The organism is Leucobacter chromiireducens (assembly GCF_003917135.1).
Classification (GTDB): Bacteria; Actinomycetota; Actinomycetes; order Actinomycetales; family Microbacteriaceae; genus Leucobacter; species Leucobacter chromiireducens_A.
The window spans coordinates 26,165-48,381 of sequence record NZ_RPDI01000013.1; the positions used below are offsets into that span (position 1 = coordinate 26,165).

At 70.9% G+C, this 22,217-nt stretch carries 19 protein-coding genes and 1 tRNA gene; 5 read left to right on the forward strand and 15 right to left on the reverse strand.

Translation table 11 applies throughout. The features are described 5' to 3' along the window. Positions 1 to 21 precede the first annotated feature (21 nt). Positions 22 to 534, forward strand: a complete 513-nt coding sequence (locus EGM46_RS07935; RefSeq protein ID WP_241156242.1) for a DUF3515 family protein — start codon at positions 22 to 24, stop codon at positions 532 to 534. 25 nt (positions 535 to 559) lie between these two features. Here EGM46_RS07935 and EGM46_RS07940 read toward each other — a convergent pair whose 3' ends face one another. The 7 genes from EGM46_RS07940 to EGM46_RS07970 form a co-directional block, all read right to left on the reverse strand. Next, positions 560 to 1,708 carry a D-alanine--D-alanine ligase family protein gene (locus EGM46_RS07940; RefSeq protein WP_125099626.1) on the reverse strand — a complete coding sequence of 383 codons (1,149 nt, stop codon included), beginning with the start codon at positions 1,706 to 1,708 and terminating at the stop codon, positions 560 to 562. Beyond that, positions 1,701 to 2,801, reverse strand: coding sequence for an NAD(P)H-dependent glycerol-3-phosphate dehydrogenase (locus EGM46_RS07945; protein ID WP_125099674.1), 1,101 nt, complete (start codon positions 2,799 to 2,801; stop codon positions 1,701 to 1,703). Before EGM46_RS07945 ends, EGM46_RS07940 begins: the two co-directional genes overlap by 8 nt. A gap of 28 nt (positions 2,802 to 2,829) precedes the next feature. Next, the gene (locus tag EGM46_RS07950) at positions 2,830 to 3,609 is read right to left on the reverse strand and encodes a lysophospholipid acyltransferase family protein (RefSeq protein WP_125099627.1); all 780 of its coding nucleotides are present in this window, start codon (positions 3,607 to 3,609) and stop codon (positions 2,830 to 2,832) included. 86 nt (positions 3,610 to 3,695) lie between these two features. Continuing rightward, positions 3,696 to 5,018, reverse strand: coding sequence for a UDP-N-acetylglucosamine 1-carboxyvinyltransferase (murA, locus tag EGM46_RS07955; protein WP_125099675.1), 1,323 nt, complete (start codon positions 5,016 to 5,018; stop codon positions 3,696 to 3,698). Between the two features lie 145 nt (positions 5,019 to 5,163). Next, the gene (gene leuD / locus EGM46_RS07960; RefSeq protein WP_125099628.1) at positions 5,164 to 5,769 is read right to left on the reverse strand and encodes a 3-isopropylmalate dehydratase small subunit; all 606 of its coding nucleotides are present in this window, start codon (positions 5,767 to 5,769) and stop codon (positions 5,164 to 5,166) included. Between the two features lie 5 nt (positions 5,770 to 5,774). Further along, a complete protein-coding gene (gene leuC / locus EGM46_RS07965; protein WP_125099629.1) occupies positions 5,775 to 7,274 on the reverse strand; it encodes a 3-isopropylmalate dehydratase large subunit in 1,500 nt (499 codons plus the stop codon). A 262-nt stretch (positions 7,275 to 7,536) separates the two neighbouring features. After that, on the reverse strand, positions 7,537 to 8,559 hold the full coding sequence (locus EGM46_RS07970; protein WP_125099630.1) for a TerC family protein: 1,023 nt from the start codon (positions 8,557 to 8,559) through the stop codon (positions 7,537 to 7,539). A 263-nt stretch (positions 8,560 to 8,822) separates the two neighbouring features. Between EGM46_RS07970 and EGM46_RS07975 the strand changes: the two genes are divergently transcribed. Further along, the gene (locus EGM46_RS07975; protein ID WP_125099631.1) at positions 8,823 to 9,605 is read left to right on the forward strand and encodes a TIGR00645 family protein; all 783 of its coding nucleotides are present in this window, start codon (positions 8,823 to 8,825) and stop codon (positions 9,603 to 9,605) included. On the opposite strand, the gene EGM46_RS07980 is transcribed toward EGM46_RS07975, so the two are convergent. Both EGM46_RS07980 and EGM46_RS07985 read right to left on the reverse strand, forming a co-directional pair. Then, positions 9,602 to 10,378: a MerR family transcriptional regulator gene (locus EGM46_RS07980; protein WP_125099632.1), complete on the reverse strand. Its 777-nt coding sequence runs from the start codon at positions 10,376 to 10,378 to the stop codon at positions 9,602 to 9,604. The genes EGM46_RS07975 and EGM46_RS07980 overlap by 4 nt on opposite strands. Continuing rightward, on the reverse strand, positions 10,365 to 11,636 hold the full coding sequence (locus EGM46_RS07985) for an MFS transporter (RefSeq protein WP_125099633.1): 1,272 nt from the start codon (positions 11,634 to 11,636) through the stop codon (positions 10,365 to 10,367). Before EGM46_RS07985 ends, EGM46_RS07980 begins: the two co-directional genes overlap by 14 nt. A gap of 133 nt (positions 11,637 to 11,769) precedes the next feature. Between EGM46_RS07985 and EGM46_RS07990 the strand changes: the two genes are divergently transcribed. Further along, positions 11,770 to 11,851, forward strand: a tRNA-Leu gene (locus EGM46_RS07990). A 57-nt stretch (positions 11,852 to 11,908) separates the two neighbouring features. Here the strand turns inward: EGM46_RS07990 and EGM46_RS07995 are convergent. Then, the gene (locus EGM46_RS07995; protein ID WP_164512839.1) at positions 11,909 to 12,472 is read right to left on the reverse strand and encodes a TetR/AcrR family transcriptional regulator; all 564 of its coding nucleotides are present in this window, start codon (positions 12,470 to 12,472) and stop codon (positions 11,909 to 11,911) included. A gap of 167 nt (positions 12,473 to 12,639) precedes the next feature. Between EGM46_RS07995 and EGM46_RS08000 the strand changes: the two genes are divergently transcribed. After that, on the forward strand, positions 12,640 to 14,049 hold the full coding sequence (locus EGM46_RS08000) for an amidase (protein ID WP_125099635.1): 1,410 nt from the start codon (positions 12,640 to 12,642) through the stop codon (positions 14,047 to 14,049). Here the strand turns inward: EGM46_RS08000 and EGM46_RS08005 are convergent. The 4 genes from EGM46_RS08005 to EGM46_RS08020 form a co-directional block, all read right to left on the reverse strand. Then, the gene (locus EGM46_RS08005; RefSeq protein WP_241156248.1) at positions 14,046 to 14,930 is read right to left on the reverse strand and encodes an EamA family transporter; all 885 of its coding nucleotides are present in this window, start codon (positions 14,928 to 14,930) and stop codon (positions 14,046 to 14,048) included. The genes EGM46_RS08000 and EGM46_RS08005 overlap by 4 nt on opposite strands. Beyond that, positions 14,930 to 15,874, reverse strand: coding sequence for an endonuclease/exonuclease/phosphatase family protein (locus EGM46_RS08010; RefSeq protein ID WP_125099636.1), 945 nt, complete (start codon positions 15,872 to 15,874; stop codon positions 14,930 to 14,932). The genes EGM46_RS08005 and EGM46_RS08010 overlap by 1 nt, the downstream gene beginning before the upstream one ends. Positions 15,875 to 15,968: 94 nt before the next feature. Next, a complete protein-coding gene (locus EGM46_RS08015) occupies positions 15,969 to 16,313 on the reverse strand; it encodes an antibiotic biosynthesis monooxygenase family protein (protein WP_125099637.1) in 345 nt (114 codons plus the stop codon). Beyond that, entirely contained in the window at positions 16,310 to 17,314 is a 1,005-nt protein-coding gene (locus tag EGM46_RS08020) for a MerR family DNA-binding transcriptional regulator (protein WP_125099638.1), read from the reverse strand. The genes EGM46_RS08015 and EGM46_RS08020 overlap by 4 nt, the downstream gene beginning before the upstream one ends. A gap of 361 nt (positions 17,315 to 17,675) precedes the next feature. Between EGM46_RS08020 and mgtE the strand changes: the two genes are divergently transcribed. Next, entirely contained in the window at positions 17,676 to 19,034 is a 1,359-nt protein-coding gene (gene mgtE / locus EGM46_RS08025; RefSeq protein WP_125099639.1) for a magnesium transporter, read from the forward strand. A 49-nt stretch (positions 19,035 to 19,083) separates the two neighbouring features. Here mgtE and EGM46_RS08030 read toward each other — a convergent pair whose 3' ends face one another. Beyond that, positions 19,084 to 22,116: an aminotransferase gene (locus tag EGM46_RS08030; RefSeq protein WP_125099640.1), complete on the reverse strand. Its 3,033-nt coding sequence runs from the start codon at positions 22,114 to 22,116 to the stop codon at positions 19,084 to 19,086. Positions 22,117 to 22,217: the final 101 nt, after the last annotated feature.

A 22,217-nucleotide genomic window follows, 5' to 3' on the forward strand; every position in this document is an offset into this window, starting at 1 on the left:
TACCCCAGCTAGGCTGATGGGGTGATCTCGCACACGCTCTCCCGCCGCCACTCTGTCCGCGCCGTCTCCGTGCTCGCAGCGATCGGCGGCGTCGCCACGCTCCTCACTGGCTGCGCGGGGACCGTGCCAATGGACCCGGCGGTGGACGCCAACAACCCGGCGTGCGCCGACGTGATCGTGCGCCTGCCGCAGACCGTCGCCGGCGAGGAGCGGCGCGCCACGACCGCGCAGAGCACGGGCGCGTGGGGCGACGACGTCGCCGTGCAGCTCGTGTGCGGGGTGGAGCCGAGCGGGCCGACGACCGACAGCTGCGTCAACGTGAACGGCGTCGACTGGGTGATCGACGAGTCAGCGTCGCCGATCTACCGCTTCGAGGCGTACGGCAGGGATCCCGGGCTCGCGGTGTTCGTCGATTCCGAGCAGGTCTCCGGCACCGAGGTTGCCGTCGACCTCAGCGCGGTCGCGAAGGAGCTGCCACAGACGCGGCAGTGCCTCGACCTGAGCGACAGCCTGGACATCACCAAGCAGAAGTGAGCCGGCGGCCGAGTGCTCCAGCGGCCTAGTACGCCGGGCGCTTCGCGATCGCGAGCTCGATCAGCTCCGTGATGAGGTCCGTGTAGCTGAGCCCGGACTCCTCCCAGAGCCGCGGGTACATCGAGATCGGGGTGAACCCCGGCAGGGTGTTGATCTCGTTCAGCACGGGGCCGTCCGCCGTGAGGAAGAAGTCGATGCGCGCGTGGCCGGCGCACTGCGTCACCTCGTACGCGCGCACCGCGGCATCCCGGATCGCGACGAACTCGGCCTCGGTGACGTCGGCTGGCAGCGCGAGCTCGACGCCGGCGGCGCCCAGGTACTTCGCCTCGAAGTCGTAGAAGTCGCGGCCGGTGAATACGATCTCGCCGATCACCGAGCTCGTCCGCGGCGCATCGTCGCCGCGCCCCTCGAGCACCGCGATCTCGACCTCGCGACCGGTCACCCCGGACTCGATGAGCACGGTGCGGTCTTCGGCGAACGCGATGTCGAGGGCGGCGGGGATCTCCGCGGCGCTCGTGACGCGGCTGACGCCGACGCTCGACCCGGCGCGTGCCGGCTTCACGAACAGCGGGTAGCTCAGCCCGGCGTCGAGTCCCTCGGCCAGGTACGGATCAGCGTCGAGCTGGTCCTTCGTGATCGTGCGCCACGGTGCGACGCCGATTCCCGCGTCGGCGAGCACCACCTTGACGGCGTGCTTGTCCATGCAGAGCGCGGAGCCCAGGACGCCGCTGCCGACGTACGGCATGTCGACGAGATCGAGCATGCCCTGCACCGTGCCGTCCTCGCCGTACGGGCCGTGCAGCATCGGCAGCACGGCGTCGACGTGGCCGAGGCTGCGCAGCGCGCCCGACTGGTCGATCAGTGTGAGCGCCCGCGTCGCGGTCGAGGCCGGCCACAGCACGCGCGTCCCGTTGTCGCGCACCTCGGGCAGCGCACCGGCCTCGAGGCGGTAGTCGGCGAGGTCGTCCTCGCACATGAGCACGGTGGCACCCTGCTTCGTCATGCCGACGAGGATCACGTCAAACTTCGCGCGGTCGATCGAGCGCAGCACGCCGGCCGCGGTGACACAGCTGATGCCGTGCTCGCTGGAGCGTCCCCCGAAGAGGATCGCGACGGTGCGGCGGCCGGACGCGGTGTCCGTCGCGGCGTCGGTGGGGGCCGGAGTCTCAGTCATGCTGGGGTCCCTTCAAACGGTTCACGAAGCGCTGCCAACGCCCCGGCTGGGTCGTGTCGAGGCGCTGCTCGGGCCGCGGCACATCGTCCTCGGTCGCGAGGTGCGGCCCGAGGTTCGCCGGCGCCATCGTGCCGCTCAGCACCATCTGCACCTGCTCGACGATGGGCATCACGATGCCGCGCTCGCGCGCGAGTTCCAGCACCGGCGGCACCGAGGTGATGCCCTCGGCCACCTGCTGCATCTGCTCCTTGGTCTCCTCCTGCGAGTAGCCCTGGCCGATGAGGCGGCCGGCCGTGTTGTTGCGCGACAGCGGCGACTGGCAGGTGGCGATCAGGTCGCCGAGCCCGGCGAGCCCGGACAGCGTCGCGGCATCCGCGCCGGACGCGACCGCGAACTCGGTCATCTCCGCGAGCCCGCGGGTGATGATGGCCGCCTTGGTGTTCTCGCCGTAGCCGACGCCATCGACGATGCCGATGGCGAGGGCGATGAGGTTCTTCAGCACGCCGCCGAGCTCGGTGCCGATCACGTCGGTGTTCACGTAGGTGCGGAAGTACGGCGCGGAGGCCGCCGTGGCGATCTCCTGCGCCACGCTGAGGTCCACGCAGGAGGCCACCGCACCGGTGGGCTGCTCCTTCGCGATCTCGAGGGCGATGTTCGGCCCGGAGACCGCGGCGATCCGCTCGGCAGGCAGGTCCAGCGTGTCGGCGATCACCTCGGACATCCGCATCGTGGTGGAGCGCTCAACCCCCTTCACGAGGCTGACGAGCACGCTCCGCCGATCGAGGTACGGCTCGAGGTCGAGGAGGTTCTGCCGCAGCGTCTGGCTCGGCACCGCGAGGAACACGAGGCGCGCACCGCGGAGCGCGGTCGCCAGGTCGCTCGTCGCCGCGAGCCGCTTCGGCAGGTTGATGCCGGGCAGGTACTGCGTGTTGCGCTTCGCAACCTGGATCTCCTGCGCGAGCTCCGGGCGTCGCGCCCAGATCGTCACGTCGCAGCCGGCGTCGGTGAGCACCTTCGCGAAGGTGGTCCCCCAACTGCCCGCCCCGATCACGGCGACCTTGCGGCCGCGGTTGCGCCGAGCCTGTGTCGACACGGTCGCGATCGACCCCGTCGTTGCTGCGCTACTCAAATCGTCCCGTCTCACTCTGCTGGTGCTTGCTCGGATCCCACCGCTCGGCCGGCGCCTGCTCGCCGCGCAGCTCGGCGAGCAGCGCGGTGATCGCGTCCATCAGCTCACGCGTCGCCTCGGTGACGACGCGCTGATCGACCGGGCGATTCGCGTACTTGCTGAGATCGAGTGGCTCGCCGACCGACACGTGGATCGTCTTCCTGGGGAAGGGGTGGATGCGCTTCGCGTAGCGCGGCATCAGCTCCTGCGTGCCCCAGTGCGCCACCGGGATCACCGGGATCCCCGACTCGAGCGCGAGGCGGATCGCGCCGCTCTTGCCGCGCATGGGCCACAGCTCGGGATCGCGGGTCAGCGTGCCCTCGGGGTAGACGATCACCCCGGAATCACGGGCGATCAGCTCCGAGGCAGCCCCAATGGGATTCGCGCCGCCGCCCCCCGGCCGCGTCGCGCCAACACGCTCGACCGGAATCTGCCCCGACGCGCGCAGCAGCCAGCCGAACACGGGCACGCGGAAGAGGCTCGCCTTGGCCATGAACCGGGGCAGCCTGCCGAGGTGCCACACCGCGGCACCGACCGCGATCGGGTCGATCTCGCTGTAGTGGTTCGGCGCAACGATGAATGGGCCGGACTGCGGCAGCTTCGACGACGGGGTGAAGCGGTACCGCACCATGAGCGACCACAGCGGCAGGACGAGCCCGGCCAGCAGCCAGAACACGGACGGACGCCGTTTCTCCGCGGAGGAGCGGCCACGAATCTTTACCGTGTCAGTCATATCTCACATTATCCCGGAGGCCCGGTCCGACAGCGGTATGCCGGACCGAGCGCGCCGCAGATCGTTCGGTCGCTCGGACGTGCGGCCTAGCTCTCGTAGACGAAATCCGCGCCGAGCAGCCGAAGCTTCTCGATGAAGTTCTCGTAGCCGCGGGAGATGATGCCGAGGTTCGTGACCTTGGACTGCCCCTCAGCGGTGAGCGCGGCGATAAGGTGGCTGAAGCCACCGCGCAGATCCGGCACCTCGATGTCGGCCGCGGTGAGCGGGGTCGGGCCGGTGATCACGGCCGCCTGCTCGAACTCGCGCCGCATCACGCGGCGCTCGTCCGCGGCGAGCCCGTCCTTGTGCACCACGATGTTGGCGCCCATCTGGTTCAGGGCGTCGGTGAAGCCGAAGCGGTTCTCGTACACGGTCTCGTGGATCGTGGACACGCCCTGCGCCTGCGTCAGCGCGACCACGAGCGGCTGCTGCCAGTCGGTCATGAAGCCGGGGTGCACATCGGTCTCGATCGTGACGGGCTTGAGCTCGCCGCCCGGGTGCCAGAAGCGGATGCCGTCGTCGTGCACGTCGAAGTCGCCGCCCACCTTGCGGAAGACGTTCAGGAAGGTCATCATCTCTTCCTGCTTCACGCCACCGACGAACACGTCGCCCTTGGTCGCGAGCGCGGCGGCCGCCCAGCTGGCCGCCTCGTTGCGATCGAAGATCGCGCGGTGGTTGTAGCCGCGGAGCTCGTCGACGCCCTCGATGAAGATGACGCGGTTCGGCTCCATCGAGATGATCGCGCCCATCTTCTGCAGGATGCAGATGAGGTCGACGATCTCGGGCTCGATCGCGGCGTTGCGCAGCTCGGTCTGCCCCTCCGCGAGCACCGCGGTGAGCAGCACCTGCTCGGTCGCGCCGACCGAGGGGTATGGCAGCTCGATGTTCGCGCCCTTCAGCCCGTTCGGTGCCGTGAGGCTGATGCCGCTCGGAAGCTTCTCGATGACCGCGCCGAACTCGCGCAGCGCGTCGAGGTGGAAGTCGATCGGGCGATCGCCGATCCGGCAGCCGCCGAGATCAGGGATGAACGCCTCACCGAGGCGGTGCAGCAGCGGGCCGCAGAACAGGATCGGGATCCGGGACGAGCCGGCGTGCGCGTCGATGTCGGCCTTGTGCGCCATCTCGACGTTCGAGGGATCGAGCCGCCACTCCCCTGGCTCCTCGCCGCGCGTGATGAGCACGCCGTGCAGGGCGAGCAGGCCGGCAACGACCCGAACATCCGAGATGTTCGGGACGTTGCGCAGCACGCTCGGCGTCTTGCCGAGGAGCGCGGCGACCATCGCCTTGGTGGCGAGGTTCTTCGCACCGCGCACCTCGATGCGGCCCTGCAGCGGACGCCCGCCGTTGATGATGATCTCGTCAGAGGTCAGGCCAACGCGCGCACCGGCTTTCTGCGCGTCGCGTTTGCGGCCCGCCGCGGCCTCCTCCTCAGGGCTGCTTTTCAGCGCGCCGTCGGGAAGCTCAGCGTCGTCTCCGGGGGTGGTCACTGCTTCGGTCACTCGGTGTCTCCGAACTCTATGCGGTCTGGGCCAGCGGCGTCGTCGTCGGCATCCACGCCGGGCGGCGGGATTCGAACTCGGCGATCGCGTCCTCGTTGCGGAGGGTCAACGAGATATCGTCGAGCCCCTCCATGAGGCGCCAGCGGGTGTAGTCGTCAATGTCAAACGGGACGGTGAGTTCCCCTGCGGTGACCGTTCGGTCCTCCAGGCTCACGGTCAGTTTCGCGCCGGGCTCGGCGGCCATGGCCTCCCACAGCTTCGCGACGTCCTCCTCCGACACCTGCGCGGCGAGCAGCCCCTGCTTGCCCGAGTTGCCACGGAAGATGTCGGCGAAACGCGGCGAGATGACCACCTTGAAGCCGTAGTCGCGCAGCGCCCAGACGGCGTGCTCGCGCGAGGAACCGGTCCCGAAGTCGGGGCCGGCGACGAGGATCTCGGCGTCGCGGTACTCCGGCTGGTTCAGCACGAAGCTCTCGTCCTGGCGCCAGTGGTGGAAGAGCGCGTCGTCGAAGCCGGTCTTCGTGACCCGCTTCAGGAACACCGCGGGGATGATCTGGTCGGTGTCAACGTTCGACCGCGTGAGCGGCGCGGCAACGCCCGTGATGGTGGTGAACTTCTCCATGGTGATTACGCCTCCGCCTTCTCGCTCGCGTCGTGTGTGATGCCGTTGGCGGCGTCGGTCTGCAGGTCCCACGGGCTCGACAGCGTGCCGCGGATCGCGGTGGCCGCGGCGACGAGCGGCGACACGAGGTGCGTGCGGCCGCCCTTGCCCTGGCGCCCCTCGAAGTTGCGGTTCGAGGTGGACGCGCAGCGCTCGCCCGGTGCGAGCTGGTCCGGGTTCATGCCGAGGCACATCGAGCAGCCGGCGAAGCGCCACTCGCCGCCGAACTCCTCGACGATCTTGTCGATCCCCTCGGCCTCGGCCTCGAGCCGCACGCGCGCGGAGCCTGGCACCACCATGAGGCGGACACCGTCAGCCTTCTGCTTGCCCTTGATCAGGTTCGCGAAGGTGCGCAGGTCGTCGAGCCGGCTGTTCGTGCAGGAGCCCATGAACACGGCGTCCACCGCGATGTCCTTCATCGGCATGCCGGCGGTCAGGTCCATGTACTCGAGCGCGCGCTCAGCCGCTGCGCGCTCGTTGGGGTCAGCGATCTCGGCCGGGTTCGGCACGGTGTCGCTGAGCAGCACGCCCTGGCCGGGGTTCGTGCCCCAGGTCACGAACGGCTCCAGCTCGTTCGCGTCGATGAACACCTCGGCGTCGAACTCGGCGCCCTCGTCGGTGGGCAGCGTCTTCCAGTACTCGACCGCTGCGTCCCAGTCGGCACCCTGCGGCGCGTGCTCGCGGCCCTGCACGTAGTCGAACGTGATCTGATCCGGCGCGACCATGCCGGCGCGCGCGCCAGCCTCGATCGACATGTTGCAGATCGTCATCCGGCCGTCCATCGACAGCGAGCGGATCGCCGAGCCGCGGTACTCGAGCACGTAGCCCTGCCCGCCGCCCGTGCCGATCTTCGCGATCACGGCGAGGATGATGTCCTTCGCGGTGACGCCGGGGCGCAGCTCGCCCTCCACGGTGATCGCCATCGTCTTGAACGGCTTGAGCGGCAGCGTCTGCGTCGCCATCACGTGCTCGACCTCGCTCGTGCCGATGCCGAACGCGAGCGCGCCGAACGCGCCGTGCGTCGAGGTGTGGCTGTCGCCGCAGACGACCGTGATGCCCGGCATGGTGAGCCCCAGCTGCGGGCCAACGACGTGGACGATGCCCTGCTCCTTGTCGCCGAGCGGGTGCGCGCGCACGCCGAAGTCGGCGACGTTGTGGCGCAGCGTCTCGATCTGCAGCCGGCTCGTCGGATCCTCGATCTGACGGGTGATGTTGAGCGTCGGGGTGTTGTGATCCTCGGTGGCGATCATGAGGTCAACACGGCGCAGCGGGCGGTCCGCCGCGCGCAGCCCGTCGAACGCCTGCGGGCTCGTGACCTCGTGGATCAGGTGGAGGTCGATGTAGATGAGGTCGGGCTCGCCGTTCTCGCCCTTGACGACGACGTGGTCGTCCCAGAGCTTCTCGGCGAGCGTGCGCGGCCGCTTCGCCGCGGCCGTGCCGGATCCTGATGCGTTCTGATCGCTCATTGTTGCTTCTCTTCTCAGTCTCTACGCTGTACAAGCAGTGCGCGGCACGAATTATTCCTTCGCACCGACGCGGTGCAGATTCGGCCATGCGGGAACTCCGCGACGGGGTGGCCGAAGGCTAAAACCCGTCGCGGCTGTGAAGAAGCAGCCGCCGCAGACGCATAGCGAGCAGTCTACCACCGGCGTCTGGCAGACCGCGGCACCCCCGGCCGCCGTGGCGTGCCGGGGGTGCCGGAGTGGGTGCGTTCGTGTGGCGCGCCAGCTAGTCCTCGCTGCGCTGCTCTGCGGCGCCGAAGTGCAGCCGCTCGCCGCTCGCCGCCGCATCGCGGCGCGCCTTCACGACGCTCGCGATCGTCGCGACACCCATCGCGAGCACGATGAAGCCGAGCGACATGCCGGTGCTGATCTCAGGCACCGGGACGTGCTCGCCGCCGTTGATGAACGGCAACTCGTTCTCGTGCAGGGCGTGCAGGATCAGCTTCACGCCGATGAACGCGAGGATCGCGGCGATGCCGTACTTCAGGTACGGCAGGCGATCCAGCAGGCCACCCAGCAGGAAGTAGAGCTGACGCAGGCCCATCAGCGCGAAGACGTTCGCGGTGAACACGATGAACGGGCTCTGCGTGATGCCGAAGATCGCGGGGATCGAGTCGAGCGCGAACAGGAGGTCCGTCGCGCCGAGCGAGATGAGCACGAGCAGGAACGGGGTGAACATGCGCTTGCCGTCCACCGTGGTGCGGAGCTTCCCGCCGTCGTACTCGTCGCTGAACGGCATGACCTTTTTGACCTGACGGATGATCCAGCTGTCGCCCTGCTCGTCGTGGCCGCCCGGCTTCACCTGCTGCCACGCGGTCCAGATGAGCCACGCGCCGAACAGGAAGAAGATCGCGATGAACTTCTCGATCACCACGGCTCCGACGAGGATGAAGATCCCGCGGAAGATGAGCGCGAGGACGATCCCGATCATGAGCGCGCGCTGCTGGTAGGCGCTCGGCACCTTGAACGCCCCGAGGATCAGCACGAACACGAAGAGATTATCAATCGAGAGGCTGTACTCGGTGAGCCAGCCGGCAAGGAACTCCGTGCCGTGCTGCACGTCGCCGAGCAGGAAGATGGCGCCGGCGAATGCGAGCGCGAGCAGGACGTAGAAGCCCACCCACAGGCTCGCCTCGCGCATGGAGGGGACGTGCGGGCGCTTGATGATGAGGAGCAGGTCGATGACGAGGATCGCGACGAGCACGATCATCGAGGTGACTTCGAACCAGAACGGCAACACTGAGTTCACTGGTGGATACTTCTCCTTCGGCTGGCGCAGGGTGCGCAAACGACCGAAAGTCTCTTCCCGGCACCGGCCAGAGCTGGCCGAGCCGCACCCGCACCGGCCACGCGATCTGCGCGCGGCGTATTGACGACACGGGCGAAACGGAATACTCCCCTTCGCAGGGAGCAAGTATACCCCCGCTGCGGTCGCCCCACAGCCTCGCCGGGCCGCGCTGCGATAGCATGTGACTCCCCTTTTGCCACACGAGTCACGCCAGGAGAACCCCAGTGAATCAACGCACGACGTCGCCGATTGCGCGCAGCACCGAGCACGGCCCGGGCGCGGCGTCGCGCACCCTCGCCGCGTTCATCTTCGCGAGCCGCTGGCTGCAGGCGCCGCTCTACCTCGGCCTCATCATCGCGCAGGCGGTGTACGTCATCCTGTTCTTCGTCGAGCTGTGGCACCTCGTCGAGAAGGTCGTGGTGACCGGCGAGGTCACCGAGACCGACATCATGCTGAGCGTGCTGGCGCTCATCGACATCGTGATGATCGCCAACCTCCTGATCATGGTGATCATCGGCGGCTACGAGACGTTCGTCTCGAAGATCCGCGTGCAGGGACACCACGACGAGCCTGACTGGCTCTCGCACGTCAACGCGAACCTGCTGAAGGTCAAGCTCGCGGTGTCGATCATCTCGATCTCCTCGATCCACCTCCTGAAGACGTTCATCGAGGTCGGCCGCATGGAGGACGGGGTCGTCACCTCGGGCGACAAGGTCATCTACTCCTCGACCGGCGTGTTCTGGGAGGTCATGATCCACCTCGCGTTCATCGTCTCCGCGCTCGCGCTCGCCTGGATCGACAAGATGGCGCAGCATCACCCGGCCGTGCAGCGCGACGAGGTGACCGCTGGCGGCATGGAGGCGGAGCTCCGCGCGCCGCTCGCGCAGGCGCCAGCCGCTCCCGCGGCCCCAGCGGCTCCCGTCGCCGCCGATGGCTACGTCACCGTGCGAATCCCGGCCGGCGCCGCGCTCCCCGACGGCGCCGAGGTCGTCGAGCCGCAGCGCTAGCCGCCGGCGGTCGCCACGAGTTCGCCCAGCTGCGCGGTCGCGCGCTCGAGCACGTAGACCTGCTGCGGGTTCAGCGTCTCGGACTGATACGCATCGATGAGGTGCCGGGCATCGCTCAGGTCGATGTCCAGCCCCTCGGCGGCGATCTCGGAGAGCAGCGGCGCGATCACCGAGACGAACTCGTCGGCGTACGCGTCAAGCTCGGCGGCCGTGTTGGCGTCGCCGATGCTGCCGAACCGGATCGAGAACTCGCGAGTGTGCGCGGCGATGCGGGCGTCGCTCAACCGCCGGTACAGGCGCACGAGTTCCTCGGTACCGCCGTCGCCCGTGAGCTGCGCGAGGCGCGCGAGCAGCACCGACTGCTCCCGGTCGACGGACAGCACCTCCGGCGGCATGCCGGCGTCCTCGTCCGCGAGCAGGAACGGGGCGAGCTCAGGCGGGAGATCCGGCGCGGCGCCGAGCACGCGCAGCTCCCGGATCACCGCGCGCTGCGCCGACAGCTGCTCGATCTGCGCGACCAGCCGCGCGTCGAGCTCGTCGAGCACCACGGCGCTCGCGCTCGCCGGCGAGTCGATGAGCGCCGGCGTGTCCTCAAGCGCGATCCCGATCGAGGCGAGGCGCCGGATGCGGAGCACGCGGATCAGTTCGCTCACGCTGTACTCGCGGTAGCCGTTGCGCCCCCGCGCAGGCTCGGGCAGGATCCCCAGCTGGTGGTAGTGGCGCAGCGTGCGCACCGTCACCCCGGCGAGTCGCGCGAGTTCACCGCTGCGCATGTCCGTCCTCCGAGTTCGTATCCGTGCCGACCGGCGCCTCCAGCGTACGCAGAGACTTCGCGAAGAGGCCAATGGCGATCGCCCCCAGCCACAGGCACGCGAGCGCCAGCGCCGCGAACCGTGCGCTGCCGTACTCCGTGAGCAGGGCCACCACGACGAGCCCCGCCGGCGTCGCCAGCATCATCAGCGAGTTCTGGGTGCCCATGACGCGGCCGCGCATGTCCTCGGGAATCCGCTCGATCATCAGCACACCGATCAGTCCGCCGAACAGCCCACTCGCGAGCCCGACGATGCCGGCCCCGGCGAGGATCGTCCACACGGGGCCGAGCGCCCCGATCACGCCGAAGCCCACCCCGGTGCCGAGGAGGCCGGTCACGAACCACACACGCCGGCGCCCCCGAGTCCCAGCAGCCGCGTAGAGCACGCTGCCGAGCAGCATCCCGGCGGCGAGGGCGGAGATCACGAAGCCGAGCATCCCCGGCTCCTCGATGGCCGTGAAGTGCACGGGCAGCACGAGACCCTGCAGCGGGGCGAGCACCATCACCGAGATCACGCTCAGCGCCGTGCTCGTCAGCAGGAATCGGTTACTGAAGAGCATCCGCCAGCCCGCGCGGAGCTCCGACCAGGTGGTCGGGGCGCGCTCCGTGGTCACCCCGGGCGTGAGCGGCGGCGTCTCCCCCGTCGGCACGGCGCCGACGCTGCGCGGCAGGAGCAGGGTGCTGAGCGCCGCGGCCGCGGAGGTCGCCGCCGTGATCCACAGCACCGTCGAGCCGCTGAACAGCACCATCAGGGTGCCCGCAGCAGCCGGGCCGATCAGGAGCACCAGCGAGCCGATCGCTTCGCGGATGCCGACGAGGCGCTCGGCCGGGATCCCGCTCTGCCGCACGATCGCGGGGAGGAGCGTCTCGCGCGCGGTCATGCCGGGGATGTCGCCGAGCGAGCCCAGCACGCCGCAGAGGATGAACCAGCCGAGGTTCAGGCCCGAGAACATATCGATGAGGGGCAGCGCGGCGACGGTCGCTGCGGAGATCAGGTCGGCGACCACGGATGCCGTACGGCGGTTGATCCGGTCGATGACCACGCCGGCGAGCACCCCGGCGAGCACGGCGGGCACCGCGGTCGCGGCGGCCACCGCGCCGGCACCGAGCGCGCTGCCGGTGATCTGCAGCACGATGAGCGGGAAGGCGATGCCCATGATCGAGTTGCCGAGCAGGGAGAGCGCGTAGGAGGTGAGGTACACGATGGGAATATGCGTCATGCACCCAAGTCAGGACCATGACGTTACGGCGGGGTCAAGGGCGGAGTTGCGTGCGGAGTTGCGTGCGGGATCGGCGCCGCGCCTCGGGTGCGCCCGGCCCGCTATGATGAGTCGGTGCCCGCAGCGGCACCACGCGCGAGTGGCGGAATTGGCAGACGCGCTGGATTTAGGTTCCAGTGTCCTCGGACGTGGGGGTTCAAGTCCCCCCTCGCGCACGGCTGCTCGACCCACCGAGCAACGCGGTCACGCGATCCGCGGCTCCGGCGACGCGTTCACAGGGTCTCCGCCCCCGAGGCCTCGAGCGTCGCCGCGATCCCCGCGATCACCGCGGCGACACCGCGGGCGTACGCGGCCGGACCGTGGGACGCCGCCGCGGCCGCCGCGCCGCCCGCGCGCACCGCGGTCCGGGCACGCACTACGAGGAAGCCGGTGGCGAAGGCGTCCGCGGTGCCGAGCGCGAAGCGCGCATCGGGAGCGGCGAGCCCGCCAGCGATGAGCGCCTGCTCCGCGCTCGCGAGGTGCGGGGCGACCGGCCCGTCGGCGTACGGGGCGAGGGCCAGCAGCTCGAAGGATCGCGGATGCCGATCGGCGAGCGCTGCATACGCGGCGAGCACCTCGGCGAGGTGATCGCGCCAGTCGCTCCCCGCGCGCGCCGTCACGCCGGCCATGTCGAGTTCCGCGATGAGCCGCTCGACCGCCGCCAGCAGCACGTCGTCGCGGCCGCGGACATGCGTGTAGAGGGTCATCGTGCCGACGCCGAGGTCCGCAGCGAGCGCGCGCATCGTCAGCGCTTCGATGCCGGCCTCCTCGATCATGCGGAGGGCGGCCGCCGACACCACCGCTCGGCTCAGCGGTGCGCAATCGCGCGCTGCGCGCGCAGTCGTGTCAGCGCGCGAACGTGTATCAGTGCGAACCGGATTAGCCATGCTTGCCACGATAGCCCCGTACGGCGTACCGTACAACGTACGGGCATGCGATGGCGCGTCCCAGCGAAGGAGAATCCGTGGAACTGCAGTACCTCACCGCAACCGAGTCGATCCGCCGATTTGAGACCGGGGAGCTCTCCCCCGTCGAGCTCCTCGACTCCGTGGTTGCACGCACCGCGGCAACGGAGCCGCTGATCGGCGCGGTCACCGAGGAGATGCTCGATGATGCGTACGCCGCCGCGCACGCGGCGGCCGAGCGATACCGGCGCGGCGACGCCCGCCCGCTCGAGGGCGTGCCGCTCATGCTGAAGGAGGAGCAGCCGATCGCCGGGCGACTCGCCGAGGAGGGCTCGCTGCTGGAGCGCGGCGCGGTCGCCGAGGTGACGCACCCCATTGTTGAGCGCATCTTCGATGCCGGGGCGGTGGTGCACGGGCGCACCACCACACCCGAGTTCTGCTGCGCCCCCGTGACGCACACGGCGCTCTGGGGCGTGACGCGCAACCCACACAACACGGACATGACCCCTGGCGGTTCCTCCGGCGGTTCCGGCGCGGTCCTCGCGGCCGGCGCGACGACGCTCGCGACCGGCTCGGACATCGGCGGCTCGATTCGGATCCCCTCCTCGTACTGCGGAGTCGTCGGGTTCAAGCCGCCGTTCGCACGCGTCCCCGGACTGCCGCCGTTCAGCAGCGACACGTACTGCGCGGACGGCCCGATGGGGCGAAGCGTCGCCGACGTCGCCATGCTCCAGAACGTGATCTCCGGCCCGTGGGCTGGGGATCCGGCATCGCTCCGCCCCCAGCTGCGGGTCTCGGCTGACGTCGCGAGCCTCGCCGGCCTGCGGATCGCGCTCAGCTACACCCTCGGGGGCTACTCCCCCGATCCCGCGGTGATCGCGAACACGCGCGCGGTCGCTGACGCGCTGCGCTCGGCGGGCGCCACCGTCGAGGAGGTGGAGCTGCCGTGGACCCCCGAGCAGGTGCTGCGCACCGCGTGGGCGCACTTCGGCGCGGTGATGGGGCCGTTCATCGAGAGCGTCGGCGACAGCGATCCCGCGCAGCTCGCCCAGCTCATGCCCTACACGCGCGCGTTCATCGACGCCGCGAGCGGCGCCGGGGGCTACGTCGACGGGCTCATCGCGGAGAGCGCGTTCGCGCGCCCGCTCGGCGACCTCCTCGAGCGCTACGACGCGCTGCTCTGCCCCACGATCGCGAACACGGGCATGCCGGCGGACGCCGCCTGCACGGACAGCGCGGCGACCTTCTCGGAGCTGATGACGCTGCCGTTCAATATCGTTGGCCGCGTTCCCGTGCTCGCGGTGCCGTCCGGCCGCGCACCCAACGGCGTGCCGACGGGCGTGCAGATCGTCGGGCGCACGTTCGACGACCAGACGGTGTTCCGTATCGGCGCAGCGGCCGAGGCAGAGCTCGACCTCTGGACCCGCGCGGAGTGGTGGCCGCGGCTCGCGGCGCCCGCGACCGCCTAGTCCGGCGGAGCGCCGCGCGTCCCGCCCCGCTGCGCCGCCGCGCCGGCAAGCACCACGAGTGCGACGCCGACGAGCTGCAGCGGGGCGGGACGCTGCGCGAGCAGCAGCACGCCGAGCAGCACACCGAAGGCGGGCTCCAAGGACATCAGGGTGCCGAATGCGGTGTGGGTCATGCGGCGCAGTGCGAGCATCTCGAGCCCGAGCGAGATCACGGGCGTGAGCGCGGCGAGCCCCAGTGCGAGCGCGAGCAGCGGCACCGTCAACGATCCGATGAGCAGCGGGATCCCGATCGGGGCCGCGAGCACCGCGGCGATCGGGATCGTGAGCGAGAGCGCGCTCACGCCGGAGAACCGATCGCCCACCCGCTGGGTGAGCACCATGTAGCTCCCCCAGCCGACGCCGGCGAGCACCGCGAAGCCGACGCCGAGCGGATCCACCGCGCCGCTCCAGGGCTCGGTGAGCAGCACCACGCCGCCGAGCGCAAGCCCGGGCCACACGAGCGCGCGCCGGCTCCCGCTGAGCACCGCGGCCACCCCGAGCGGGCCGAGGAACTCGATGGCGACCGCCGTGCCGAGCGGAATGCGCTCGATCGCGAAGAGAAAGGCCATCATCATGAGCCCCGTTGCCGCACCAAGACCGATGAGCGGCAGCACGTCGCCGCGGCGTACCCGCCGCAGTGGCGGGCGGGCGATCGCGACGAGGATCAGCGCACCAAGGGTGAGGCGCAGCCAGGCGGTGCCGGCCGGGCCGAGCTCGGCGATCAGCCCAACCGAGAGCGCGTTGACGAGCTGGATGATCAGCATCGCGGCGACCGCGAGCGTCCACGGCGGCACTCCGCCGTCGCCGCCAGCGCGCCGCCGGGATGCGCCCGGCGCGCCCATCACGCCGCCGGCCTGAGCTCAGCGGACACCGCGAGGTGGTCGCTGTCCCCCAGCCGCTGTGTGGCCATGTCGCGCGCATCGAAGCCGCGCACGAGCACGTGGTCGAGCCGCACCACCGGGAACTGCGCCGGCCACGAGAAGCCGAATCCGCCAGCGCTCTGCCGCGGCTCCACGAGCAGCTCGGCGAGCGGCGCGAAGAAGCGGTCGTCGGTGCTCGCGTTGAAGTCGCCGAGCGTCACGATCCGCGGGCTTCCATCCGCCCGGATCACCTCCGCGAGCTGCGTGAGCATCTCGTCGCGCTGCGCATGCCCGTCGATCCTGGCCGACGCGGCGTGCACCACGTACACGGTCGTGTCGCCGCCCGGCGTCTGGACGCTCGCGCGCAGCGCGCGATCCCAGCCGAGGCCGAGGTCGAGCGGCTCGGCCTCGAGGATCGGGTACCGGCTCCACAGGCCGACCGTGCTCGCGTGCGCCTCGTACGGGTACGACTCCCCCAGCGCGGCGGCGACCGTGTCGCGCTGATCCGGTGCGATCTCCTGCAGCGCGAGGAGATCCGCGTCCTCCCCGCGGAGCTGCTCGGCCGCCGCGCGCGCCTCATCGGTATCACCAGCGCCGATGCGCACGTTCTGGCTCAGTACGGAGACCGTCTCCGCGCTGCCCACCATCGCGATGGGCTCAAGCGGCAGGATCCGCGGCACGAACACGATGGACCACGCCACCACGGCAGCGAGACTCACGAGGATCCCCAGCCACGCGCGCCGCACGAGCGCGGCGATGAGCAGGAGCGCGGCGAGCACGCCCAGCCAGGGCAGCGCCGCCTCGAACAGGAGCGCGAGTCCGAACGCGTCGGGAAAGCGCTCGGGAGCGAGGAACGCCGCGACGAGGACCGCAGCGCAGGCCGCGATGAGGACGCCTGCGCGCCTGCGCCCGTTTCGTCGTGCCACGTCCACTCGCTCTCTGCCGGAAGTCTCCCACGCGCCGGCGCTGCGCACCAGGCGAAGTCCCTGATGCTAGCAAGCCGGCGCGGCACGCTCCTGATCAATTGCCGAGCGGGGTGTGCGCGAGCCCCAGCTCGCGGTCCCCGTAGCTGCTCAGCACCTCGGCGATCACCACGCGGTACCGACCGATCCACTCGTCGGCGCGCCGCTTCGCGAGCCGGTGCGTGTCCATCCCGATCAGCTGCTGCAGCGCCTCGCGCGAGTCCCAGTAGTAGACCTCCGAGTGCACCCCCGTCTCCGGGTTCACCCAGTGCTCCTCACCGAGGAATCCGGGAATCTGTCGTGCGCGCTCGGCGATCTCGGAGTCGAGCCGGAAGAACTCGTCACCGCGCTCACGCGCCTCAAAAATGAACGTCGAGCTGAACGTGGTCGTGCTGGCGCTCATGCGCCCTCCTCGGGGTGGTCTCGGAGCCAGCGCAGCACCTGCTGCGCGTGCGTGTTGGGTGGGAAGATCGGGAAGAAGACGTGCTCGATCCGGTCGTTGCGGACGACGAGGGTGAGCCGCACGAACAGCCGCGCGTGCCCCGGCGCGGAGAACGTCGGCAGGCGGAGCGCGTCAGCGAGCCGCAGATCGGGATCGGAGAGCATCGGAAACGGCAGGCGCAGCCGCGCGCAGAGTTCAGCCTGGTACGCGGGATCCTGGCTCGAGAGCCCGAACACGCGCGCGGCCCCCGCCTCCCGCAGCTCGGTGAAGTGATCGCGGAAGTCGCAGGCCTCCGTGGTGCAGCCGCGCGCGCCGGGGATCGCGTCCCACCCGTCGGGAAGGTCGACGCCCGGCCGCCCGGAGAGGGGGTACGCGTAGATGATCGTGCGCCCAGGGCCCAGCGCGCTGAGCCGCACACTCCCGGCGTCGGAACGGCGGAGCACGAGCTCGGGCATCAGCGCGCCGGGGAGGTGATCGGCTGAGCCGTCGTCGCTCGGCACGGGGAGCCCGGCCGGGAGTGCGGTGTAGTCGGGCGCTGCCTCCGCGCCTGGCACTGCCTCCGCGCCTGGCACTGCCTCCGCGCCTGGCACTGCCTCCGCGCCCCCGAAGCCGCGCGCCGCGGCGCGCTCGAGGCGCTCGGCAAGCTCCGCGCGCCGGGCACCGAGCTCCGCGAGAGCGCCGTCCAGCTCGGCGATCGCGTCGCGGTAGGCGGCGAGCGAGCTGACGCACTCGTCGCCGTGCTCGTGACCGTCGGCCAGGCACTCGATGAACGGCGCGGCTCGGCTCGGCGCGATCCCCAGCTCGGCGAGCGCGCGGATCTCACGCACCGCGCGCAGCTCAGCGTCGCCGAAGTAGCGGTAGCCGCTCGCGTCGCGTTCGGGCGCGATCAGGCCGATCTGTTCGTAGTAGCGCACGGCCTTCAGCGATACGCCGGCGTGGCGCGCGAGCTCACCGATCCGCATCCCGATTCCCCTCTCTCATCGCGGGGCTGCGCCCCGTTTCCGTCCGTGGTCTCACGGTAAACCCTTCCCCCGGGGGGACGAGTCAAGTCGGCGAGGGGGTAGTCTGGTGTGTGGGCCGGGTGCGCCAGCGCGAATGCGCGGCGTGCGCACCGCGCTGAGTGCCCCAGAATATCGACCGAAACGAGGTGAGTACGTGCCCAGTGACAGTTGCAGTCAGCAGCCGGACGCGGTGACCGTTCCCTCGCTTCGCGCGATGCGGTAGCGACCGAACGTCGTCCGGCACCCCTCGGCCGCTCCGATCCGCGAGCGTCCGATCAGTGTGTGGCGTGCCCAAGGCGGGACGCCGGCGAGGAGTGACCCGATGACCTCACCCCAGATCCAGAACATGGATGATCTGGCGACCACGATCGAGCAGTTGTTCTCGGCGCGGGATCTGACCGCGCTGACGCGGGTGCTGGAACCCGTTTCCGCGAACGATCTCGTTCCGCTCTTCGAGCGGCTCAGCGGGAAGCAGCGCGCGGTGATCTATCGGCTGCTCCCGAAAGACCGCGCAGCCGAAGTATTCGAGCTGCTCGACCCGCCGCTCCAGAGCGACCTGCTGCACGGCCTGCAGGACGCCGAGGTCGCCCAGCTCTTTGCCGATCTCGATCACGACGACCGGCTGTGGCTGCTCGACGAGGTGCCCGCGGCGCTCGCGACGCGCCTGCTGCGCGGCCTGCCCGAGCACGAGCGGGTGCTCACCTCCGCACTGCTCGGCTACCCGCAGGGCAGCATCGGCCGCCGCATGTCGCTCGAGTACGTGTCGACGCGCGCGTCGTTCACGGTCGCGGAGACGATGCAGCGCGTGCGGGATCACCTCGACGACGCCGAGACGGTGTACACCATCCCGGTGCTCGACGATTCCCGCCACGTGGTGGGCGTCGTGAGCCTCCGCGAGCTCCTCGCGGCCGACGATGCGCAGCGCGTCGACGCCCTGATGAACCCGGTGGTCACCGCCGAGGCGACCGAGGACGAGGAGCTCGTTGCCCGGCTCTGCGCAGATCGCGCGTTTCTCGCGCTCCCCATCGTCGACAGCGAGCACCGCCTGCTCGGGGTGCTGACCATCGACGACGCGGTGCGCATCCTCGAGCACGAGGAGAGCGAGGACGCCGCGCGCCAGGGCGGCACCGAGCCGCTGCGCCGCCCCTACCTGTCGACCCCGGTCGGCACGCTCGTGCGCTCGCGCGTGGTGTGGCTGCTCGTGCTCGCGGTCGGCGCGACGCTGACGGTGCAGGTCCTCTCCGTGTTCGAGGCCACCATCGAGCAGGTCACCGTGCTCGCGCTCTTCGTACCGCTGCTCATCGGCACGGGCGGCAACACCGGTAATCAGGCGGCGACCACGGTGACGCGCGCGCTCGCCCTCGGCGACGTCGCCCCGCGCGACGTGCTCCGCGTGCTCACGCGCGAGTTGCGCACCGGCGCGATGCTCGGGCTGCTGCTCGGCACAATCGGGTTCGGGATCGCTGCCGTCGCCTTCTCGCCGCAGATCGGGCTCGTGATCGGGCTGACCCTGCTGGCGGTGTGCACGGTCGCGGCGGCGGTCGGCGGCTGCATGCCGCTGCTCGCGCGCGCGGTGCGCGTCGATCCCGCGGTGTTCTCGAACCCGTTCATTTCGACGTTCGTCGATGCGACCGGGCTGATCATCTACTTCGTGATCGCGAGGACGATCCTCGGCCTGTGAGCGGTGCCGGGGACGCGGTGTCCGCGTCCCCGGCACCTCCCACCGCGTGCTACCAGCCCTCGGTGAGCACCCGGTCGAGCGCCGCAATCACGAAGTCGGCGCTCTCGATGGTGAGGCAGAGCGGCGGCTTCACCTTCAGCACGTTCGAGCGCTCGGAGGTGGTGAGCACGATCACGCCGAGCTCGCGCAGACGCTCGCAGATCGCCGCGGCCTCGGCCGCCGCCGGCTCCATCGTCTCGCGGTCCCGGACGAGCTCGACGCCGAGGTAGAGCCCCTCGCCGTGCACGGGCCCGATGATGCCGTGGCGCTCCGCGAGGGCGCGGAAGCCGTCAGCCAGGTGCGCGCCAACCACGCGCGCGTTCTCCTGCAGGCCCTCCTCGGCCATCGCGTCGAGCACGGCGATGCCCACCCGGCAGCTCAGCGGGTTGCCGCCCGCCGAGGAGAAGAACTGGCCCTGCGAGGCGAGCGCATCGGCGACGCGCTTCGAGGTGATCACGCCGCCGATCGGGAAGCCGTTGCCCATCGGTTTCGCGATCGCGATGATGTCGGGGCGAACGCCCGACTGCTCGAAGCCCCAGAACGAGGAGCCCATGCGCCCGAAGCCCACCTGCACCTCGTCGGCGATGCAGAGGCCGCCCGCCGCGCGCACGCGCGCGTAGACGTCGGCGAGGTAGCCCTCCGGCAGCATCACGCCGCCGGCGTTGCCGAGCACCGACTCGCAGATGAAGCCGGCGACGCCGCGCCCCTCGGCGGCAAGCGCGTCGAGATCCGCGCCGAGGTCGGCCGCGTAGCGCGCGCCAACCGTCGCGTCGTCCGCCGCGCCGCGGTAGGTGCCGCGGAAGCGGTTCGGCACGTCGGAGACGTGCACCCAGTCGGGCCGGTTCTCGAGGGCGTACGGGTTGTCGTACGCGCTCGTCGTCACCGCGTCGGACGCCATGGTCCAGCCGTGGTACGCCTCGCGGAGCGCGACGACCGTGCGCTTGCCCGTCGCCGCCTGGGCGAGCCGGAGGGCGAGGTCGACGGCCTCGGAGCCGCTGTTCACGAGCAGCACGGTGTCGAGTTCGGAGTCCGCAGGCAGCTGCGCGAGCAGCCGCTCGCTGTACTCGGCGAGCTCGCGGAACAGGAAGCGCGAGTTCGTGTTCAGCACGCGAATCTGCCGGTTCACCGCGTCCGCGACGCCCGGGTGGCCGTGCCCGAGCCCCGTCACGTTGTTGACCATGTCGACGTAGGCGCGACCCGTCGTGTCGATGAGGTGGTGGCGCCAGCCGCGCTCGATCTGCATCGGGCGCTCATAGTAGCGCTCCTGCGCGCTCGCGAAGATCTGCTCGCGGCGGGCGAGCTCGTCACCGGCCTCGTCGCGCTGGGCGAGCTCGGGAAGTCCGAGCAGGCCAGCGGGATCGTGGCTGAAGCGCCGCCACGCGGCGACACGCTCGGGGACGACGAGCTGCGCGCGGCCGGGCGCTGGGGCCGCGAGCGAGAGGATCGGCGGCTCGGCGCCGGCCGCGGCGTCGCCGCGGAGCAGGGCAACCGCGAGCGGGCGCGACGCCGACGCGGCCGGAACCTCGCCGAGCGCTGCGCCGGCAGCGAGTTCCTCGCCCTCGGCGAGCCCCGAGGCGGCGGCGACCCCGTCGATCGAGAGCAGCCAGCCCCCGGCGAGCTCGAGCAGCAGGCCGCGCTCGGACACCGTGCGGACGGTTCCGGCCGCCGGCGCGACGACCGGCTGCGCGCCGCCAGCCGGCAGCCACACCTCGGTGCCGAACGGCCAGCTCGCGGCACCGGCTGCCGCGTCCACCACGGTGCGCGTGAGGCGGTACACGCCGTACGGCAGCACCGCAGCCTGCGCGCCCCCCGCGAACGCCGCGGCAACGAGCGCGTCCTCCGCGTCGGCCGACTGCCACGCGCCGGCGGCCAGCGCCTCGGACTCGACCCCGGGATCAAGCACGCGCACCTCGCCGCCCACCTCGGGCAGCAGCGTGCTGAGCGGTGCGGCGGTGCTCCGCGCCGTCCCCACACCGGGGGCCGCGGTGAGCTGCAGCCCAGCGCCGCTCACGGCGCCCTGGAAGCCGAGCAGCGCGAGCACCTGCTCCGTCGCCTCGGCGAGCGGGAGCGCGGTGGCCGCGTCGAAGATCGCCTGCTCCCCCGCGATGCGCTCGCGCGCGTACTCGTTGTCGCCGTCGATCTCGAGCTGGCGCCAGCCGCTCGCGACCAGCACCGCGGCGCGGAGCACGATGAGGGGCCACACCGCCCGCGCCTCAGCGGCCGAGAGCGGCGCGTCACGGTGGAACGCGGCGATGAGCTCGAGCACGCGCAGCGGGCGCTCCGGCTCGTGGTGCAGCATCGAGGACGCCGTGACCGAGAGCTCGGCGACACGCCACCCGTAGGCGAGATCGCCGAGATCCAGCACCGTGTGCGGGTGCACGCGGGCATCGTCCCCGGGGAGCCCGGTGACGTTGTCGTCCGTCAGATCACCGTGGATCGCCTGCGTCGGCAGCTCAGCCGCGACCGCGGCGAGGGCCGTCTGCGCCCGGTTCGCCGCCGCGACCACCCGCTCGCGCAGCTCGGCGTCGGCGATCGCCGGGGCGAGCGCGAGCGTCTGCTCGTGCGCGACGGCCATCACCCACATGTGATCCCGCTCCAGCCCGGGGTGCCTGAGCTCGGCGAGCGCGCGCACCGAGGCGGCGGCAAGCGCGCCGAACTCCGCCAGCACGCGGGGTGCGAAGTAGCCGAGGTCGACCATGGGGGCGCCCGGCGCGAACTCGCTGCGGCGCACGGCGAAGCCGCCCCAGCGCTGCGTCTCCTCGCCGTTCAGCCCGGGCAGTACTGCGGCGACCGGCACGCCGGCGGCGCGGTACGCCTCGAGCGCGGCGTGCTGCGCGTCTCGCTCGGGATCGGTGAACACCGGGTTATCGACGCGCAGCACGCTGCGCGAGCCGTCCGCCTCGGTCAGCACAAAGTTGCGGTCCTGATTGCTGCCGAGCTCGGTCGCGACCGCCTCGATCCCATAGCACTCGCGCGCAATCGAGGCCGCGTCGGCCTCGGTAACGTCGGGGCGGACCAGGCCGCCCGTCTGCTCTTCCGTCATCGTGAGATCTCCATCTCTGGTGTCGAAAATTGTGTCGTGCGTGTGTTGGGTGCCGGCGTCGCTCATGCGGGGCACTCGGGCTCGGGTCGTGGGACCACACA

Coding starts and splice junctions, on each gene's coding strand:
- EGM46_RS07940 (WP_125099626.1), bottom strand. CDS start 1,708: ATGACTGAGACTCCGGCCCCCACCGACGCCGCGACGGACACCGCGTCC.
- EGM46_RS07950 (WP_125099627.1), bottom strand. CDS start 3,609: ATGACTGACACGGTAAAGATTCGTGGCCGCTCCTCCGCGGAGAAACGG.
- leuD (WP_125099628.1), bottom strand. CDS start 5,769: ATGGAGAAGTTCACCACCATCACGGGCGTTGCCGCGCCGCTCACGCGG.
- leuC (WP_125099629.1), bottom strand. CDS start 7,274: ATGAGCGATCAGAACGCATCAGGATCCGGCACGGCCGCGGCGAAGCGG.
- EGM46_RS07980 (WP_125099632.1), bottom strand. CDS start 10,378: ATGCGCAGCGGTGAACTCGCGCGACTCGCCGGGGTGACGGTGCGCACG.
- EGM46_RS07985 (WP_125099633.1), bottom strand. CDS start 11,636: ATGACGCATATTCCCATCGTGTACCTCACCTCCTACGCGCTCTCCCTG.
- EGM46_RS08005 (WP_241156248.1), bottom strand. CDS start 14,930: ATGGGCGCGCCGGGCGCATCCCGGCGGCGCGCTGGCGGCGACGGCGGA.
- EGM46_RS08015 (WP_125099637.1), bottom strand. CDS start 16,313: ATGAGCGCCAGCACGACCACGTTCAGCTCGACGTTCATTTTTGAGGCG.
- EGM46_RS08020 (WP_125099638.1), bottom strand. CDS start 17,314: ATGCGGATCGGTGAGCTCGCGCGCCACGCCGGCGTATCGCTGAAGGCC.
- mgtE (WP_125099639.1), top strand. CDS start 17,676: ATGACCTCACCCCAGATCCAGAACATGGATGATCTGGCGACCACGATC.
- EGM46_RS08030 (WP_125099640.1), bottom strand. CDS start 22,116: ATGACGGAAGAGCAGACGGGCGGCCTGGTCCGCCCCGACGTTACCGAG.